The sequence below is a fragment of the Flavobacterium psychrolimnae genome, assembly GCF_003312425.1.
In the GTDB taxonomy this organism is placed as follows: Bacteria; Bacteroidota; Bacteroidia; order Flavobacteriales; family Flavobacteriaceae; genus Flavobacterium; species Flavobacterium psychrolimnae.
Genome location: NZ_QNUX01000004.1, coordinates 173,994 through 190,750 on the forward strand (window position 1 = coordinate 173,994; position 16,757 = coordinate 190,750).

At 34.4% G+C, this 16,757-nt stretch carries 16 protein-coding genes; 12 read left to right on the plus strand and 4 right to left on the minus strand.

Annotated elements, in window-relative coordinates:
• Nucleotides 1-103: 103 nt before the first annotated feature.
• The gene (locus tag DR980_RS06120) at nt 104-895 is read left to right on the plus strand and encodes an O-methyltransferase (protein WP_113634368.1); all 792 of its coding nucleotides are present in this window, start codon (nt 104-106) and stop codon (nt 893-895) included.
• A gap of 72 nt (nt 896-967) precedes the next feature.
• On the opposite strand, the gene DR980_RS06125 is transcribed toward DR980_RS06120, so the two are convergent.
• A complete protein-coding gene (locus DR980_RS06125; RefSeq protein WP_113634369.1) occupies nt 968-1,648 on the minus strand; it encodes a DUF6565 domain-containing protein in 681 nt (226 codons plus the stop codon).
• A 359-nt stretch (nt 1,649-2,007) separates the two neighbouring features.
• On the opposite strand from DR980_RS06125, the gene DR980_RS06130 reads away from it, so the two are divergent.
• The 9 genes from DR980_RS06130 (at nt 2,008) to DR980_RS06170 (ending at nt 11,528) form a co-directional block, all read left to right on the plus strand.
• Nucleotides 2,008-2,694 (plus strand): ABC transporter ATP-binding protein, encoded by a 687-nt coding sequence (locus tag DR980_RS06130; protein ID WP_113634370.1) that lies wholly within the window; start codon nt 2,008-2,010, stop codon nt 2,692-2,694.
• A gap of 155 nt (nt 2,695-2,849) precedes the next feature.
• Nucleotides 2,850-3,707: an ATP-grasp domain-containing protein gene (locus DR980_RS06135; protein WP_113634371.1), complete on the plus strand. Its 858-nt coding sequence runs from the start codon at nt 2,850-2,852 to the stop codon at nt 3,705-3,707.
• A gap of 337 nt (nt 3,708-4,044) precedes the next feature.
• A complete protein-coding gene (locus DR980_RS06140; RefSeq protein ID WP_113634372.1) occupies nt 4,045-4,614 on the plus strand; it encodes a cob(I)yrinic acid a,c-diamide adenosyltransferase in 570 nt (189 codons plus the stop codon).
• Between the two features lie 242 nt (nt 4,615-4,856).
• Nucleotides 4,857-5,078 carry a DUF2795 domain-containing protein gene (locus tag DR980_RS06145; RefSeq protein WP_007138072.1) on the plus strand — a complete coding sequence of 74 codons (222 nt, stop codon included), beginning with the start codon at nt 4,857-4,859 and terminating at the stop codon, nt 5,076-5,078.
• An 85-nt stretch (nt 5,079-5,163) separates the two neighbouring features.
• Nucleotides 5,164-8,505: a preprotein translocase subunit SecA gene (secA, locus tag DR980_RS06150; protein ID WP_113634373.1), complete on the plus strand. Its 3,342-nt coding sequence runs from the start codon at nt 5,164-5,166 to the stop codon at nt 8,503-8,505.
• A 604-nt stretch (nt 8,506-9,109) separates the two neighbouring features.
• Complete coding sequence (locus tag DR980_RS06155; protein ID WP_113634374.1) at nt 9,110-9,316, plus strand: hypothetical protein; 207 nt, start codon at nt 9,110-9,112, stop codon at nt 9,314-9,316.
• A 231-nt stretch (nt 9,317-9,547) separates the two neighbouring features.
• Nucleotides 9,548-10,021, plus strand: a complete 474-nt coding sequence (locus tag DR980_RS06160; RefSeq protein ID WP_113634375.1) for a hypothetical protein — start codon at nt 9,548-9,550, stop codon at nt 10,019-10,021.
• A gap of 283 nt (nt 10,022-10,304) precedes the next feature.
• The gene (locus tag DR980_RS06165; RefSeq protein WP_113634376.1) at nt 10,305-10,796 is read left to right on the plus strand and encodes a hypothetical protein; all 492 of its coding nucleotides are present in this window, start codon (nt 10,305-10,307) and stop codon (nt 10,794-10,796) included.
• 3 nt (nt 10,797-10,799) lie between these two features.
• A complete protein-coding gene (locus tag DR980_RS06170; RefSeq protein ID WP_146779221.1) occupies nt 10,800-11,528 on the plus strand; it encodes an LVIVD repeat-containing protein in 729 nt (242 codons plus the stop codon).
• Nucleotides 11,529-11,854: 326 nt separating this feature from the next.
• Here DR980_RS06170 and DR980_RS06175 read toward each other — a convergent pair whose 3' ends face one another.
• The 3 genes from DR980_RS06175 to DR980_RS06185 all read right to left on the minus strand — a co-directional run bounded on the left by DR980_RS06175 (nt 11,855) and on the right by DR980_RS06185 (nt 14,064).
• The gene (locus DR980_RS06175; protein ID WP_113634378.1) at nt 11,855-12,661 is read right to left on the minus strand and encodes a haloacid dehalogenase type II; all 807 of its coding nucleotides are present in this window, start codon (nt 12,659-12,661) and stop codon (nt 11,855-11,857) included.
• Between the two features lie 61 nt (nt 12,662-12,722).
• Entirely contained in the window at nt 12,723-13,322 is a 600-nt protein-coding gene (locus tag DR980_RS06180; RefSeq protein WP_113634379.1) for a TetR/AcrR family transcriptional regulator, read from the minus strand.
• A 79-nt stretch (nt 13,323-13,401) separates the two neighbouring features.
• On the minus strand, nt 13,402-14,064 hold the full coding sequence (locus DR980_RS06185) for a TrmH family RNA methyltransferase (protein WP_113634380.1): 663 nt from the start codon (nt 14,062-14,064) through the stop codon (nt 13,402-13,404).
• Between the two features lie 549 nt (nt 14,065-14,613).
• Between DR980_RS06185 and DR980_RS06190 the strand changes: the two genes are divergently transcribed.
• Complete coding sequence (locus DR980_RS06190; RefSeq protein WP_113634381.1) at nt 14,614-15,306, plus strand: SIR2 family NAD-dependent protein deacylase; 693 nt, start codon at nt 14,614-14,616, stop codon at nt 15,304-15,306.
• A 68-nt stretch (nt 15,307-15,374) separates the two neighbouring features.
• The gene (gene purB, locus DR980_RS06195) at nt 15,375-16,721 is read left to right on the plus strand and encodes an adenylosuccinate lyase (RefSeq protein ID WP_113634382.1); all 1,347 of its coding nucleotides are present in this window, start codon (nt 15,375-15,377) and stop codon (nt 16,719-16,721) included.
• Nucleotides 16,722-16,757: the final 36 nt, after the last annotated feature.

Genomic DNA, 16,757 nt, shown 5'->3' on the forward strand with positions numbered 1-16,757 from the left:
TCAAGGTAATACAGCCGAAAATCCAAGCGTGAAGATGATCCTATTGCATTTTGACTTTCGGCTATTATCTTACTATCTTCGCACCCACTTTGCAACTATCTTTATGTTATTCCAAATAAAATCGTATTTACAATTCCTTTGGCACTCAAAAAATGAGCATGCCGTACATTCTCCGTTTGTATTTAGTTTATTGACAAAATGCTTTTATGACAAAAAATTAAAACCGGAATATGCTGTTTTAAGAAAGTACCGAAACTCGCTTCTAGCAAACAATAATACCATTGAAGTTACTGATTTTGGTGCGGGTTCGAAAGTTTTTAAATCCAATACAAGAGTAATTTCCAAGATTGCAAAAACGGCGGGGATTTCTCCAAAACGAGCCGAATTATTATTTAGAATCACAAATTATTTTCAGCCAAACAGTACTTTAGAAATTGGAACTTCGTTAGGATTGGCTACTTCGGCACTTTCTTTAGGGTCTCGAAGCGTCGGGAGAAAAGCAAAAATCACAACGCTGGAAGGTTGTCCGGAAACTGCAAAAATTGCTCAATTACAATTTGAAAACTTTAATTTGGATAATGTAAATCAAATCGTAAATGAATTTAGTAGTTTTTTGGGTGACATCCAACTTCAAACTTTAAACTTCCAACTTATTTACTTTGACGGTAATCACTCTAAGAAAGCCACTTTAGACTATTTCGAATTACTACTTCCTACAATTACTAACGAAACGGTTTGGATATTTGATGACATTCATTGGTCGCCAGAAATGGAAGAAGCTTGGGAAATAATCAAAAAACATCCAAATGTGACCGTAACCATTGATACGTTTCAGTGGGGATTGGTATTTTTCAGAAGGGAGCAACCCAAAGAGCATTTTATCATTAGAATGTAACGCAAAAAAAATGACAGCCATCCCTGACTGCCATTCTTAATGTAGAATAACCAATTCTTTATTATTTCTTCTTTATTCTTTAGCTCTTTTCATTTCTCCTGATTTAGCTCCCATTCTGTTCAATGTGTACATTGGTGCGAATTTTGCTTTTAAACCAGCAATTTTTCTGTTGTCTTCAGATGATAAACCTTCTTTTTCAACAGTATTTTTTCTGCTATCTAATGCTTCATACATCAATTTAATTTCATCCCAGTCTTCACGAGAATATTTATCTTTATTATCCTCAACAGTATGTACAAATTGTTGGTATACATTATGAATATTAGCTGCATTTACCCAACTAAAGTTCATGTCCTCACCCATTTTTCCTTCACCAAACAAGGAATTTCTCATTTGTTGTTTTGTGTTTGGTGCAGTTGCAGTTGCAGCTACTTGTGCAGCAGCATTTTCAGCTTCAATTTTAGCTTTCAAAGCTTCATATTTAGCTCTACTTGCATCAAGACGAGCTTGCGCTTCTGCATTGTCTTTCATGTCAGCAATAGCAGCTTCAGCTTCAGCACTTCTTAGTTGGTAAGATGCTTCAATTCCTTCCCAGTTTTCTCTAGCGTCTTCAGCTGTTACATTACCTAATGAATCTACGTACATTACATAAGTGTCCACTTTTTTACCTGCTTGTTCCGCTTTTTCATCTTTACAAGATGTAAATCCAATAGCGATTACCGCTAATCCTAATGCTAATTTTGTATTTTTCATAATTTTTGATTTGATTAATTATTATTAAACAAATGTAAATAACATTACACAATAATCAATATTTAACCAATAATTATATAACTTATTTAAATAATTGTGAAATAAAAAATATAAAAGTGTGAATTATACAAATTGATATTAAAATTGTGTAAAAAAACAAATACGTATTTTATGTATAAATAAAGACAAATCCCAAGCATGTAAGAAGAACATTCTGAAACCGTCAAAATTTCAATGCAGATATAGTGTAACAAATTTAAAAAACGACTACTTATTAATAATTCAAAAGTTTTTGTACTTTTAAAATCTAATTTAATAGCAGCCTGCGCAAAGTCAAAGGTCAAAAATCATATATTCTAATGGCAAACCCGTTAATCAAAATAACCAATATCAAACGAAATTTTGTTCTGGGAAATGAAATCGTTTATGTTCTTAAAGGCATTGATTTAGAAATAAATAAAGGCGAATATGTAGCATTAATGGGACCTTCAGGATCTGGAAAATCAACTTTAATGAATTTATTAGGCTGCCTGGATACGCCAACATCCGGAAGTTACATTCTGAACGGAAAAGACGTCAGCCAAATGAAAGATGATGAATTAGCCGAAATTCGAAATAAAGAAATCGGATTCGTTTTCCAGACTTTCAACCTTTTACCTCGCACAACTGCGCTAGATAATGTGGCTTTACCCATGATTTATGCCGGTTTTTCAAAATCCGAAAGAAACAAACGCGCCACCGAAGTGTTGGAACAAGTAAATCTTGCAGATAGAATGGATCACCAGCCCAACCAACTTTCAGGAGGTCAACGCCAGCGTGTGGCTATTGCCCGTGCTTTGGTCAACAAACCGTCCATCATTCTTGCCGATGAGCCAACCGGAAACCTTGACAGCAAAACTTCGCTTGAAATTATGAAACTTTTTGGAGACATACACGCCAATGGAAACACCGTGATTTTGGTAACGCACGAGGAAGAAATTGCCGAATATGCCCACAGAGTAATCCGTTTGCGTGATGGACTGATCGAAAGCGACACTACAAAATAATTTTTTTTCAGGAGCTTTTTCCGGCTATCCGCTTGTATCTCTTTCTTGTCATTCTTCCTTTGTCTGAATAACAAGAAAGAGGATACCGCTTTTATCCGGGCTAGGAAATCCTACTTAAAATTGCGTCTACAATTCCAAAAAAAACCTTTCCAAAAATGAAAATCGCCATACTAACCTGCGAAAAACTTCCCGACCTAAATCCCGAAGATCAAAAAATAATTCCGGCATTGGCCCAACATAATATTCAAGCTACCGCCGCTATCTGGAGTGACAAAACCATAAATTGGTCTGAATTTGATTATTTAGTCTTTCGCAATACTTGGGACTATTTCGAGAAAGAAACCGAATTTAAAATTTGGCTTAACCAAATAGCGCAACTGGAAATTAAAACACTGAATCCAATTGTAACAATCAAGCAAAATATCCATAAGTTTTACTTGCGTGAAATGGAACAGCAAGGAATTACTATTTTGCCTACTGTTTTCATTGACAAAACAGATGCTCTTAATCTGGCAGAACTCATTCCGGCACATTGGTACAAAGCGGTTATAAAACCAGCATTTTCAGCAGGTTCCTATCTGACCGAAGTTTTTGAAATTTCCGAAATTCAAGCAATAAGCGAAAAATATAAAAGTATTGCCGCTGAGAAAGAGTTGCTTTTACAGGAATTCATGCCTGAGATTCAAACATTAGGAGAAACCTCTTTTATCTTTTTCAATAAAAAATTCTCCCACGCGGTCAATAAAAAACCCGTTGACGGAGATTTCAGAGTACAATCACTTTTTGGAGGAAAATATACTTTGGTTCATCCAAGTTCAGAAATGATTCAGAAAGCCCAAAAAATTGTCGACACTTTTCAGGAAGATCTTTTATACGCCAGAGTAGACGGAATTCTTATTGACAACGAACTTTATTTAATGGAAATTGAATGCATTGAACCCGATTTATATTTCAATCTGAGTGAAAACGCAATGGAACGATTTGTTGCAGAAATAGTGGAATTAATAGCTTAATTTTATATACTTAAAACAGCATTGATTAACTCTTATGTTTGAATTAATGAGCAGTTAAACGAGTTTAATATCGTACTATTGAATGTATGCACTACCAATAAACATATAAGTCGTGTAAGCATTAAACCTTAAGTGACCTTATTAATATTTAAGTTATATAAGCTCAACTAAAATTAAACTTATATGACTTATATGTTAAAAAATGCGACATTGTTTTATTCTTATTGCTTAGTTACATTTGCAGCTTGAATTCAATAATTATATTTTAGATTTATGATTTTTATTCACAACTATAAATCTGTAATCTAAAATCGTTAATCAACAATCTAAAATCAAAATGAAAGTATATACAAAGACTGGAGACAAAGGAACAACGGCACTTTTTGGCGGAACCAGAGTCCCAAAAGACCATGCCCGCATAGAAAGTTATGGAACCGTTGACGAATTAAATTCTCATATTGGTTTGATTCGCGATCAGGAAATGAACAGTCATTATAAAGAAATTCTTATCGAAATTCAGGATCGTTTGTTTACTGTTGGCGCTATTTTAGCAACGCCACCGGAAAAAGAAGTGATGAAAAACGGTGAACTTCGTTTGAAAAAACTAGGAATTATAGAATCCGATATTGAATTATTGGAAAATGAAATTGACGCTATGGAAGAAGCATTACCGCCAATGACTCATTTTGTACTTCCTGGCGGACATACCACTGTGTCATATTGTCATATTGCACGTTGCGTTTGTCGCAGAGCAGAGCGCTTAGCAGTACATTTAAGCCACAATGAACCTGTTGCTGAAATCGCAATTAAGTACTTAAACCGACTTTCTGACTATCTTTTTGTGTTGGCACGAAAGTTGTCTCATGACTTAAAAGCTGCCGAAGTTCAATGGATTCCGAGAAAATAAGATTTTTGATTTCAGATTAACGATTTTTGATTTCAGATTTTTTAAAACTTAAAATTCATATTTAATAGATTAGATTGATTTAAAAGATTTGAATATCATTTTTTTTAAATCAAAAATCGTTAATCTCAAATCAAAAATCAGCAATCAATCAAACGTTCTTAACTTTAACTAAAAATAAATCAATTTTTACTTGTATTTTTCAGTAAAAAATTTATTTTTGCACAAAACTAAATCGACAACAGATGTATTGGACATTAGAATTAGCATCCTATTTAAGTGATGCCCCGTGGCCTGCTAACAAAGACGAACTTATTGACTACGCTATTAGAGCAGGAGCTCCATTAGAAGTAGTAGAAAACCTTCAATCAATCGAGGATGAAGGCGAGATATATGAATCAATGGAAGAAATATGGCCAGATTATCCTACGGACGAAGATTATCTTTGGAACGAGGATGAATATTAAAAGGTAAACCAATAAAAAAGTCTCAAAAGAGGCTTTTTTTTGGTTTAAATTTACAGAATTACACAATTAGAAATAAAAAAATATCATGAGTTTCATAAACAGTATTATTAAAGTCTTTGTTGGCGATAAGTCACAAAAAGATGTCAAAGCTTTACAACCTTATCTCAACAAAATAAAAACTTTCGAGGAACCACTCAAGGCATTATCCAATGATGAACTTAGAGGAAGAACGATCTTTTTTAAAGACAAAATAAAACAAGCTCGTTCAGAAAAAGATGCGAAAATCGCAGCACTGAAACAAGAGGTGGAAAGCATTGTAGATATTGACCAAAGAGAAGATATTTACGTAGCCATTGACGCTCTTGAAAAAGAGGCCTACGATATCTCCGAAAAAACATTGATGGAAATTCTTCCGGAAGCTTTTGCAGTGGTTAAAGAAACAGCAAGACGTTTCAAAGACAATACACAAATCGTGGTAACGGCAACTCCAAAAGACCGTGAACTTTCAGCAACAAAAAGCTACATTACTTTAGATGGAGATACTGCCATATGGGCAAATTCATGGAGTGCTGCTGGGAAAGAAATTACTTGGGACATGATTCACTATGACGTACAATTAATTGGCGGAATGGTTTTACATGAAGGAAAAGTAGCTGAAATGCAAACAGGTGAAGGAAAAACATTAGTGGCAACTTTACCGCTTTACTTAAATGCGTTAACTGGAAACGGAGTGCATTTAGTAACTGTGAATGATTATTTGGCAAAAAGGGATAGTACCTGGAAAGCACCATTATTCGAATTTCACGGGATGACAGTGGAATGTATTGACAATTACCAACCAAGTTCAGAAGGAAGAAAAAAAGCATACGATGCCGATATCACTTACGGAACCAATAATGAATTTGGTTTTGATTATTTGAGAGATAATATGGCGCATTCACCTGCCGATTTAGTACAAAGAAAACACAATTATGCTATTGTCGATGAGGTCGATTCTGTATTAATTGATGACGCCAGAACTCCATTGATTATTTCAGGACCAGTTCCACAAGGAGATCGTCATGAATTCATGGAAATGAAACCAAAAATTGAAAACTTAGTAAGTTTACAACGTCAATTAGCAAACGGTTTCTTATCTGAAGCTAAAAAATTAATTAAAGAAGGAAAAACTAAAGAAGGTGGTTTCCAATTATTAAGAGCTTACAGAGCTTTACCAAAAAACAAAGCATTAATTAAATTTTTGAGTGAAGAAGGAATCAAACAATTGCTTCAGAAAACAGAAAATCAATACATGCAGGATAACAAAAGAGAAATGCACAAGATTGATGAGGCATTGTATTTTGTTATTGAAGAAAAAAACAATCAAGTTGAATTGTCAGATAATGGAATTCAATATCTTTCTGGAGATACTGATGCTGACTTTTTTGTACTTCCAGACATTGGAACTGAAATCGCCGCTATCGAAAAGAAAAAATTAGATAAAGACACTGAAGCTGAAGAAAAAGAAAAATTATTTCAGGATTTCGGTGTAAAAAGCGAGCGTATTCACACCTTGACACAACTTTTGAAAGCTTACGCTTTATTCGAAAAAGATGTAGAATATGTAATCATGGACAACAAAATCATGATTGTTGATGAGCAAACGGGTCGTATCATGGACGGTCGTCGTTATTCTGACGGATTGCACCAAGCGATTGAAGCCAAAGAAAATGTAAAAATCGAAGCTGCAACTCAAACCTTTGCAACCGTAACGTTACAGAATTACTTCAGAATGTACAACAAACTGGGAGGAATGACTGGAACTGCCTCTACGGAAGCGGGCGAGTTATGGCAAATATATAAACTGGACGTAGTAGAAATTCCTACGAACAGAGGAATGGCCAGATTAGACAAAGAGGATTTTATTTATAAAACAACTCGTGAAAAATTCAATGCCGTTATCGAAGACGTAACTGAATTGTCTAAAGCAGGAAGACCGGTACTTATTGGTACAACTTCGGTAGAGATTTCAGAATTATTAAGCCGAATGTTGAAAATGAGAGGCGTTGTACACAATGTCTTGAATGCAAAAATGCACAAACAAGAAGCACAAATTGTTGAAGAAGCCGGAAAACCTGGAGTAGTAACTATTGCAACTAACATGGCTGGTCGTGGTACCGATATTAAATTATCTGCCGAAGTAAAAGCCGCTGGTGGATTAGCAATTGTAGGTACGGAACGTCATGATTCGCGTCGTGTAGACCGTCAGTTACGTGGTCGTGCAGGACGTCAAGGTGATCCTGGAAGTTCTCAGTTTTATGTTTCTCTTGAAGACAACCTGATGCGTTTGTTTGGTTCTGAAAGAGTGGCTAAAGTGATGGACCGTATGGGATTACAGGAAGGTGAAGTGATTCAGCATTCTATGATGACAAAATCTATCGAACGTGCTCAGAAAAAAGTAGAAGAAAACAACTTTGGAGTTCGTAAGCGTTTATTAGAATATGATGATGTTATGAATGCGCAACGTGAAGTAGTTTACAAACGTCGTCGTCATGCCTTGTTTGGAGAGCGATTGAAATTGGACATTGCCAACATGCTTTATGACACCTGCGAACTTATCATTGGAGAAAATAAAGCGACTAACAATTTCAAAAACTTTGAGTTTGAATTGATTCGTTATTTCTCTATCACATCACCAGTTACTGAAAGTGAGTTCACGAAGTTGAGCGAAATGGAATTAACAGGAAAAGTGTACAAAGCAACTTTAGACTATTATACAGAGAAAACGGAAAGAAGCGCCAGAGAAGCTTTCCCAATCATAAAAAGTGTTTACGAAGATAAAAACAACCAATTTGAGCGCATCGTTGTTCCGTTTACAGATGGAATAAAATCGTTGAATGTGGTTACTGATTTGAAAACCGCTTACGAAACGCAAGGCGCGCAATTAGTGGCTGATTTCGAGAAAAACATCACGTTAGCAATTGTAGATGAAGCTTGGAAAAAACACTTGCGTAAAATGGACGAATTGAAACAATCGGTTCAACTTGCCGTTCACGAACAAAAAGATCCATTACTTATTTACAAACTGGAAGCCTTCAATTTGTTTAGAGCCATGATTGACAATGTGAACAAAGAGGTAATTTCATTCTTGTTCAAAGGAGATTTACCAGCTCAGGAAAACCAACAAATTCAAGAAGCGAAAGAAGTTGCTCCGGTAGAAGATTACACGACTTCAAAAGATGAAATCGTAAGTAGCGAAGCTGCAAATCGTGAGGCTGGAGAAACGCAACAACGTCAAGTTACCGAAACTATCGTGAGAGATATGCCAAAAATTAATCGCAACGATACTGTTACGATTCAAAACGTGGCCAACGGACAAACACAAGAAATGAAATACAAAAAAGCCGAAAGCCTAATCGCTTCAGGACAATGGGTTATCGTGAACTAATAACCGTTTCAATTCCTTATTATTACATTCCCCAATTACGAAAGTAGTTGGGGAATTTTTTTTGGAGCTATTCCCGCCATACGTTTCAATCTTGTGGGGCAAAACGAAAGCCCCACAAGGATTTACACTGCTGTCGGGGCTAGGGATTTTGCAGCAAATAACTCTGTTTACGGTTTCCCGTACTAATCCTGTAAGTAAAGAATATATCTTTGAGAATAAATGAAGTACTATTTTATTTATAAGTATTTTCAGCGATTTATTTATATATTTGAAAATAAATAAAATCTGATGTTTACGAGGCCTATCTACCCAATTTCGGGATGATAAGTCTGATTTTATAAGACAGATATAAGTTATGTATCAGTTCAACCTAAATGACGCATAAAAAAAAGTTTTAAACAACTAAACATTCAAAAAAATGAGATGTAGTAACTGCGGAAAAGAAACTCCATTTAGTGGGAAAGTGTGTCATTGGTGTAACAGTGACAAGTCAAATGATCAACAAACACATAGTAAGATTGTTGTAATATCAATAATTATTGTGCTTTTTCTATTTTGGAAATGTTCTTAAAAAATAACCACATAATAATAAATTTTATAAATAATGAAAATAACTGTTCGAGAATTAATCGAAAAACTAAAAGCAGAAAACCAAGATTTAGAAATTTACTTTGGCGGACTTGAATTTGAACGCTTAAATGACCGTAGAAATGAATTACAATTTGAATTCACTCAGTTAGTTTATCCAGATGATCAAGGTAACGTAGTAGTTGAAAATCATTTAAAACCAAAACAATCCAAACTAAAATAGTCTCTGGTGTTACTGGACGATATTGTCCTTTTGACTTTCCATGCTGTCATCTTGCTAAATGATATCTTCCATTCTCAATTTTAATTCTAATTTCTTGATTTTCAAAAATCATAATAAATACTTTTAATTGTGTTTCTGACTTTAAAACGGCGCAGAAACTAAACCGAAAATTATAATAAACAAAGAACCGAATGCCTAACAAAACGTAAAAAATAACTTTAAACTTTAAAAATGAAAAACATAATTACATTACTTATCTCTGTTCTCTTCTTAGTTTCTTGTGGGAATTCAAAAACGGAAAATGAAAATGACTCTAATAAAAATATAATTGATGTAAAAACAATTATTGGGAAGACTGAAAGTGAGATTGAAAAAATACTTGGAAAATCAGAAAATAGTGAACAAGTTTCTCCAAGCAACACACCTTGTAAAGATATTCCTTGTGAAAAAAAGTTTTATCAAAAAAATAAATTTGAAATTGTATTTATTGATGGCAAATCAGACTGGATAACAATTAATAATATCTCAAATTTTGACTTCAATTCAGAAAACATAACATTATTAGGATTGTCGTCAACAGTACCAAATTTTGAAAACACTATATCTATAAAATGGAACGATATTGAAAATATAAATGATGTTACTTTCTTTAATAATGGCGAAAATAAAATTGAGTATATCTATATTAAAGCTTATACAAAATAAACAAAAACACATCGCTCCGTAAAGTATCCCTAAAAACAAATAAATTTTTCGTAAATGATGCGCAAATGTCTCTGACTTTGCGCAATTTTAAGAATCTGTGCACACAACGATAAAACACTTAATAAAAAGAAAATACTACATGTGATTGCTTCGTTCCTCGCAATGACAAAATACACCGCTAAAATCCGATAGCTAATGTCTTATTTTACATGCAACGCAAACAATAACAATGTCATAACGCAACCAAATCCCCTTTTTGCTATCTTTATAAAAACATTAATCAATGAAAAAAATAGTACTTCTCCTGCTTGTTTCATTTCTATTCATTTCCTGCTGGCCAACAACAGATAACGGTGAATTTGCACGTCAAGAATACAAACCAGTGATTATTGACCGCAGCACTCTGGAAAATTCCATTGCTTTTCAAAATGCACAACCCATTATCAAATCGGGGAAAATCTATATCAAGGACGATTTAATGTTTATTAACGATGTCAATAAAGGTTTTCATGTTTATGATTACACGGATCCTAAAAAACCAATCCGACTCCATTTTATAAAAGCTCCGGGCGCTACTGACTTAGCCATCAAAGGAAATACGGTGTACATCAATCAAGCAGTCGATTTAGTCACTGCCACTTTCAATCCTGCCACCAAAATTTTTACGGTTACCAACAGAAACAAAAATGTATTTCCGCAAAAGCAAGCTCCCAACGGCTTATATGGCTACACTAAAGAAAATGAAATAATAATCGATTGGACATTAATCAAGTAACACATGAAAAAAATTATATCCTTCGTAGTACTAGTATTTATAATGGGTTGTTCGGACAGTGACAGCGCACACAACGGCGACACAGGACAAGGTGGTTCACTTGCTGTTTTTGCCATAAAAGGCAATTATTTATACGGCGTAGACCAAATGAAACTAAATGTATTCTCGCTAATCGATTATGAAAAACCCGTAAAAGTCAATGAAATCCCAATAGGTTTTGATATTGAAACCCTGTTTTCATATGGAGATAATTTATTTATTGGATCTAGAAACGGAATGTTTATCTATTCAATCACCAATCCTGAAAACCCAACGAAGTTGTCCAGTGTGCAACACTTTACCGCTTGTGATCCTGTGATTGCCAATAGCACTCACTCCTATGTAACCTTGAACTCGAACACAACCTGTGGCAACAACACTAACGTTTTGCAGGTCTATGACACCAAAGATCTAACGAATCCAAAATTAATTCATAGCAGAACACTTTCGCAACCTAAAGGCATCAGTTTTTACACCGCAGATTATTTATTGGTTTGCGATGATGTTATCAAAATATTCAACATTCAAAATCCTGTTGAACCTGTTTTGGTTCATTCAATTGAGAAAAATTGTTTTGATTTAATAGTACGTGACAACACCTTATTTGCCATTGGGAATAACGGCGTCTATCGTTATAAAATGAATCCAAATAATATAAAAGACATACAACTGGAGAGTGAAACAACCTTTTAATGTTCTTTTTGTGACTTTAAAGATTTCTAAATCTACAAAATGAAAACTACACAGTTTTGAAAACCTTTCAGGAGCATACTCGGTAGTGAAAAGCAGTATTTAGATAATCGAACCGGGTTTCGGATTTACAAAGCGATAAGCACCAAGTGAAAAGAAAACACTAAATCCCCTTGCAATACAAAAGATAGTGTCCCTAAAAGTTTAAACTACTGCAAACTATTACACACAATAAAGGAGGTAGAACAGCAAATAGCGTCACCTCCTTTACTACGGTACTAAATAAAAACACTTTTAAGTAATTTATAAGAATTCAGTTTTCAAGTCTATTATAATTTTACCAATTGTTTTGCAATCAACAAAAGATCCTTTTCATTTATTTCCGGTGGATTTGCCAGACCGAATAACTGTTGTCCAGGTCTGCTCACAAATGCAGTTTGCCAGCCAGCCCAATTAGCCCCAGCAACATCCCAACCATGAGCTGCAATAAGCATACAGTCCTTAGATTCAAATCCCATTTTTCTTGCAGCCCAGTTATAAGCATCATAATGTGGTTTGAATTTACCTACATCTTCAATACTTAATCGATCATCAAACAAATCATATATTCCAGCATTTTTCAATTGGGATTCAACTGCTTTATTGGATGAATTGGTAAACGAAACTAACGTATATCCCTCTTTTTTCAATAGTATCAACGCTTCTTTTACTTCAGGATGCGCTGGTAAAGATAAGATTGGTTTAATTGCTTCGCCAGCTTGTTCATCGCTAATAACAACACCATTATTAAGACCGACCATCTTTAGCGCTGCACCTCCTATTTTGCCAAAATCATGATATTGATTTCCTACTGTAGTTACTAATGAATACTGTAACATTGTTGTAAACCAAAGCGATACTAAATCAGGTCTACCTCCTAAAGCATTTCCTATACTTTTTTTCATCCCATTCAGGTCCAATAATGTTTCATTAACATCAAAGAATAAGACCTTTGGACGCTGATATTTTTGCTCATCCTTTACCCCAATTGAATTCCCTTTTGCAGTAAAAACAAGATTCGGAGCCACAATTCCTAATCCACCCACAGCTATCGCCTTATTAATAAAATTCCGTCTGCTTTTTTTAAATTCTTTCATTCTTATTTATTTAAATTATATTTTAAAAACATACCTAATAGTATGTTTTTGATTAAAAAAATTATCTTAAAAGATCTATATAGCGCTCTACTGCTAAAAGATAATCTTCTAAAACAACATCATTATTGTACAATTTTCGAATTCCTCTAACGCCTTCAAATGCACTGATTAAAAAAACTGCGACCGAAGAAGTATTTACCTCACTAGCAATCAAGTTATCTGCTTTTGCTTTTTCTAACAGCTGAATTAGTGCTAATTTCCATTCTTCAATAATTTTTTTTAATGCCAATTGATACGCTACTTCACTATCCGAAATTTCATTGATGAGATTATTCATTGGACAACCAGATTGTTTCTCTTCAATTGAAAAATTTTTAATTCGCTCGCAAAAAACAGTTTTCAAAATCGAAAATGGATCTCCTACTTCTAGCAAAGGAAGAATCATATTGTCATAAACTCTACTCTCAATCCTATCACTGATAACCGCAAGACCTAACTCTTTTTTGTCTTTAAAATGATGGTAAAAAGCGCCTTTCGTAAGTTTTGTCTCTTTCATCACCTTATCAACACTAATAGCGTGAAAACCATTTTTATAAAACAATACAAATGCTTTATCGATAATTAATTGTCTGGTCAACTCCGATTTAATTTCTTGCTTCATATTACGAATTTACTAAAACATTCCTACTGGTATGTTATTATCTAAAATAAATAACATTACTATAACATTAGAAAAAAAACTATTTCACGTTTTCAGCAAAATACCGTTCTTCAATTCGCTTGATGTCTTTTATGGAATTTTTGGCCCAAGCCAAACGTTTTTCTAAAATTTCCTCATTAGATAAATGCCAATCAATATTTGAATTTCGCAATCGATTCGTAAGGTTTTGAATGATTATCGCCGCTGAAACCGAAATATTTAAACTTTCGGTGAAACCTACCATCGGGATTTTTAGGAAACCATCGGCACGTTGTAAAATTTCCTCAGATAATCCGTCTCTTTCTGTTCCAAAAAATAAAGCACTCGGTTTAGAAATATCAAAATCTTCCATCAAACAATCATTCTCATGTGGTGTGGTAGCAATGATTTGGTAGCCTTTACTTTTTAACGTATCCAGACAATTCGTAATACTATCGAAGGTATTGATGTCGACCCATTTTTGGGCACCCATCGCAATTTCCTTGTCGATACTTTTTCCGTAACGCTGCTCGATAACATTCAATTCCTGAATTCCAAAAATCTCACAACTGCGCATCACCGCGCTAGTATTGTGCATTTGGAAAATATCCTCAACAGCGATTGTAAAATGCTTAGTTCTGTTTTCCAATACTTTCAGAAATTTTTCTTTTCGGTTATCAGTCAGTATATTTTCAAGAAAGGCGAGATACTCTAAATCAATCATTGGGGATTATTTTTTTGCAAAAATAGTAAAAAGAAATAGCCACTAATTCACTGATTTATCATTTGTTTAGTACAACGTAAATAAAAAACAAGTAATGAAACAAAAATTAACCGCAAATTCGCAGATTAAATCGTTTATCTAATGCTAAAAAACATGTGAATCTGTGGCGAAAAGAATAAGTCTAGCTGCTAAAAATTCCTATTTTTTTTTATAATTTTAAACTTGTTATCTAAAAGCTATTTTCAAAAAAAATCTGTGAATCTGCGGCGAAAAAACAAGTCTAACTGCTAAAAATTCCTATTCATTTTTATAATTTTAAACTTGTTATTTAAAACCTGTTTTCAAAAAAAATCTGTGAATCTGTTGCAAAAAAAAACTACAAATGCTAAAATCCCTTATTCTTTTTTATAATTTTCTATTTTCTATTTTAAAAAAATCTGTGAATCTGTGGCGAAAAAAAAGTATAAATACACTAATTTTAATTTCTATTAAATAATTTAAAAATCAGCGTTTGAAAATCCGTTTCTTCTGCGTCTAATAACAAAATACATGAAAAAGAAACTTGTCGTCTTGACCGGAGCGGGAATCAGTGCCGAAAGTGGCATCAAAACTTTTCGCGATAGTGACGGACTTTGGGAAGGTCATAACGTCAATGATGTCGCCACTCCGGAAGGTTGGCATAAAAACCCGGCTTTGGTACTGGACTTTTACAATCAAAGACGAAAACAGCTCCGCGAAGTAACACCTAATTTGGGTCATCAAATTTTGGCTGAATTAGAAAAGGATTTTGAAGTTTTCATCATTACTCAAAATGTGGATAATTTACACGAATGCGCCGGAAGTACTAATGTGTTGCATTTGCATGGCGAATTATTAAAAGTGAGAAGTACCAAAAACCCAAATTACATTCTGGACTGGCAGGAGGATTTGAATTTTGGCGATTTAGATGAGAATAAAAATCAATTGCGTCCGCATATTGTTTGGTTTGGCGAGGAAGTTCCAGCGCTTGATGAAGCAATAACACTAACTCAAAGTGCGGATTATTTTGCTGTTATAGGAACGTCATTACAAGTGTATCCTGCGGCTGGATTAATCGATTTTGCCCCCCGTGAAACACCCATTTTTTATATTGATCCAAAACCGATAAAAATCCCAAATCTTCGAAATCCATTGGAGGTAATTCCAGAAGTAGCATCGGAAGGAATGAAAATACTAAAAAATAAGCTTGCCGAGTTTATTTAAAAAACCATTCGTTTTCTATTTTGTCACGAAAGGTTTATATTTGTGCCTTTCGAACAAACAACTAAACAATGACTACTTTAAACGAATTGAATGCTATATCGCCAATCGACGGAAGATATAGAAACAAGACTATTTCACTGGCTCCATTTTTCTCCGAAGAAGCCTTAATCAAATACCGCGTAGTGGTTGAAATTGAATATTTCATTGCTTTGTGCGAAGTGCCTTTGCCACAACTTACAAACGTAAACCCAGATGTATTTGAAAGTTTACGCAACATTTACAAAAACTTCTCTACTGAAGATGCGCTTTGGATTAAAGAAACCGAGAAAGTAACCAACCACGATGTAAAAGCGGTGGAATACTTCATCAAAGATGCTTTTGAAAAACTAGGCTTATCCCAATATAAAGAGTTCATTCACTTTGGATTGACTTCCCAAGATATTAATAACACAGCGATTCCGCTTTCGACAAAAGAAGCTTTTGAGAAAGTATACATGCCTTCTCTGATTACTTTGACTTCAAAATTGAAAGATTTAAGTATTGAATGGGCGGCTATTCCAATGCTTGCCCGTACACACGGTCAACCGGCTTCTCCAACTCGTTTGGGTAAAGAAATCGGTGTTTTTGTAGAACGTTTAGAAGAGCAAATGCGTTTGTTGTTTAATGTTCCTTTTGCGGCTAAATTTGGTGGTGCAACCGGAAATTATAACGCACATCACGTGGCTTATCCACAAATTGACTGGAGAAAATTCGGAGGGAAATTTGTAGAGGAAAACCTTGGTTTACACCACTCCTTCCCTACTACACAAATTGAACATTACGATCATTTTGCTGCATTTTTTGATGCGTTAAAAAGAATAAATACCATCATCATTGATTTAGACCGAGATATTTGGACGTACGTTTCAATGGAATATTTCAAGCAAAAAATCAAGGCGGGTGAAATAGGTTCTTCGGCGATGCCACATAAAGTAAACCCAATTGATTTTGAAAATTCAGAAGGAAATTTAGGAATAGCTAATGCCATTTTCGAACATCTTTCGGCTAAATTACCTTTGTCAAGATTACAACGTGATTTAACGGACAGTACGGTTTTGAGAAACATTGGTGTACCAATGGGACACACATTAATCGCTTTTGAAGCTACTTTGAAAGGATTGAACAAATTGTTATTGAACGAACCAAAATTTCACGAAGATTTAGAGAAAAACTGGGCCGTTGTTGCGGAAGCGATTCAAACAATCTTACGTCGTGAAGGATATCCTAATCCGTATGAAGCGTTAAAAGGATTGACCAGAACCAATGAAGCGATTGATAAAAACGCAATTCATGGTTTTATCGCAACCCTAGATGTTTCAGATGAAATCAAAGCAGAGTTGATGCAAATAACTCCAAGCAATTTCTTAGGAATATAGTTTAACAAAATTATTCGATTTTATAAAATCCCGTTG

What these genes read in the sequence shown, in the direction of transcription:
- DR980_RS06170 (WP_146779221.1), top strand. Translation starts at nt 10,800, where the DNA reads ATGAAAAAAATTATATCCTTCGTAGTACTAGTATTTATAATGGGTTGT.
- DR980_RS06155 (WP_113634374.1), top strand. Translation starts at nt 9,110, where the DNA reads ATGAAAATAACTGTTCGAGAATTAATCGAAAAACTAAAAGCAGAAAAC.
- DR980_RS06185 (WP_113634380.1), bottom strand. Translation starts at nt 14,064, where the DNA reads ATGATTGATTTAGAGTATCTCGCCTTTCTTGAAAATATACTGACTGAT.
- DR980_RS06125 (WP_113634369.1), bottom strand. Translation starts at nt 1,648, where the DNA reads ATGAAAAATACAAAATTAGCATTAGGATTAGCGGTAATCGCTATTGGA.
- purB (WP_113634382.1), top strand. Translation starts at nt 15,375, where the DNA reads ATGACTACTTTAAACGAATTGAATGCTATATCGCCAATCGACGGAAGA.
- DR980_RS06120 (WP_113634368.1), top strand. Translation starts at nt 104, where the DNA reads ATGTTATTCCAAATAAAATCGTATTTACAATTCCTTTGGCACTCAAAA.
- DR980_RS06135 (WP_113634371.1), top strand. Translation starts at nt 2,850, where the DNA reads ATGAAAATCGCCATACTAACCTGCGAAAAACTTCCCGACCTAAATCCC.
- DR980_RS06140 (WP_113634372.1), top strand. Translation starts at nt 4,045, where the DNA reads ATGAAAGTATATACAAAGACTGGAGACAAAGGAACAACGGCACTTTTT.
- DR980_RS06190 (WP_113634381.1), top strand. Translation starts at nt 14,614, where the DNA reads ATGAAAAAGAAACTTGTCGTCTTGACCGGAGCGGGAATCAGTGCCGAA.
- DR980_RS06180 (WP_113634379.1), bottom strand. Translation starts at nt 13,322, where the DNA reads ATGAAGCAAGAAATTAAATCGGAGTTGACCAGACAATTAATTATCGAT.
- DR980_RS06160 (WP_113634375.1), top strand. Translation starts at nt 9,548, where the DNA reads ATGAAAAACATAATTACATTACTTATCTCTGTTCTCTTCTTAGTTTCT.
- secA (WP_113634373.1), top strand. Translation starts at nt 5,164, where the DNA reads ATGAGTTTCATAAACAGTATTATTAAAGTCTTTGTTGGCGATAAGTCA.
- DR980_RS06175 (WP_113634378.1), bottom strand. Translation starts at nt 12,661, where the DNA reads ATGAAAGAATTTAAAAAAAGCAGACGGAATTTTATTAATAAGGCGATA.
- DR980_RS06145 (WP_007138072.1), top strand. Translation starts at nt 4,857, where the DNA reads ATGTATTGGACATTAGAATTAGCATCCTATTTAAGTGATGCCCCGTGG.
- DR980_RS06165 (WP_113634376.1), top strand. Translation starts at nt 10,305, where the DNA reads ATGAAAAAAATAGTACTTCTCCTGCTTGTTTCATTTCTATTCATTTCC.
- DR980_RS06130 (WP_113634370.1), top strand. Translation starts at nt 2,008, where the DNA reads ATGGCAAACCCGTTAATCAAAATAACCAATATCAAACGAAATTTTGTT.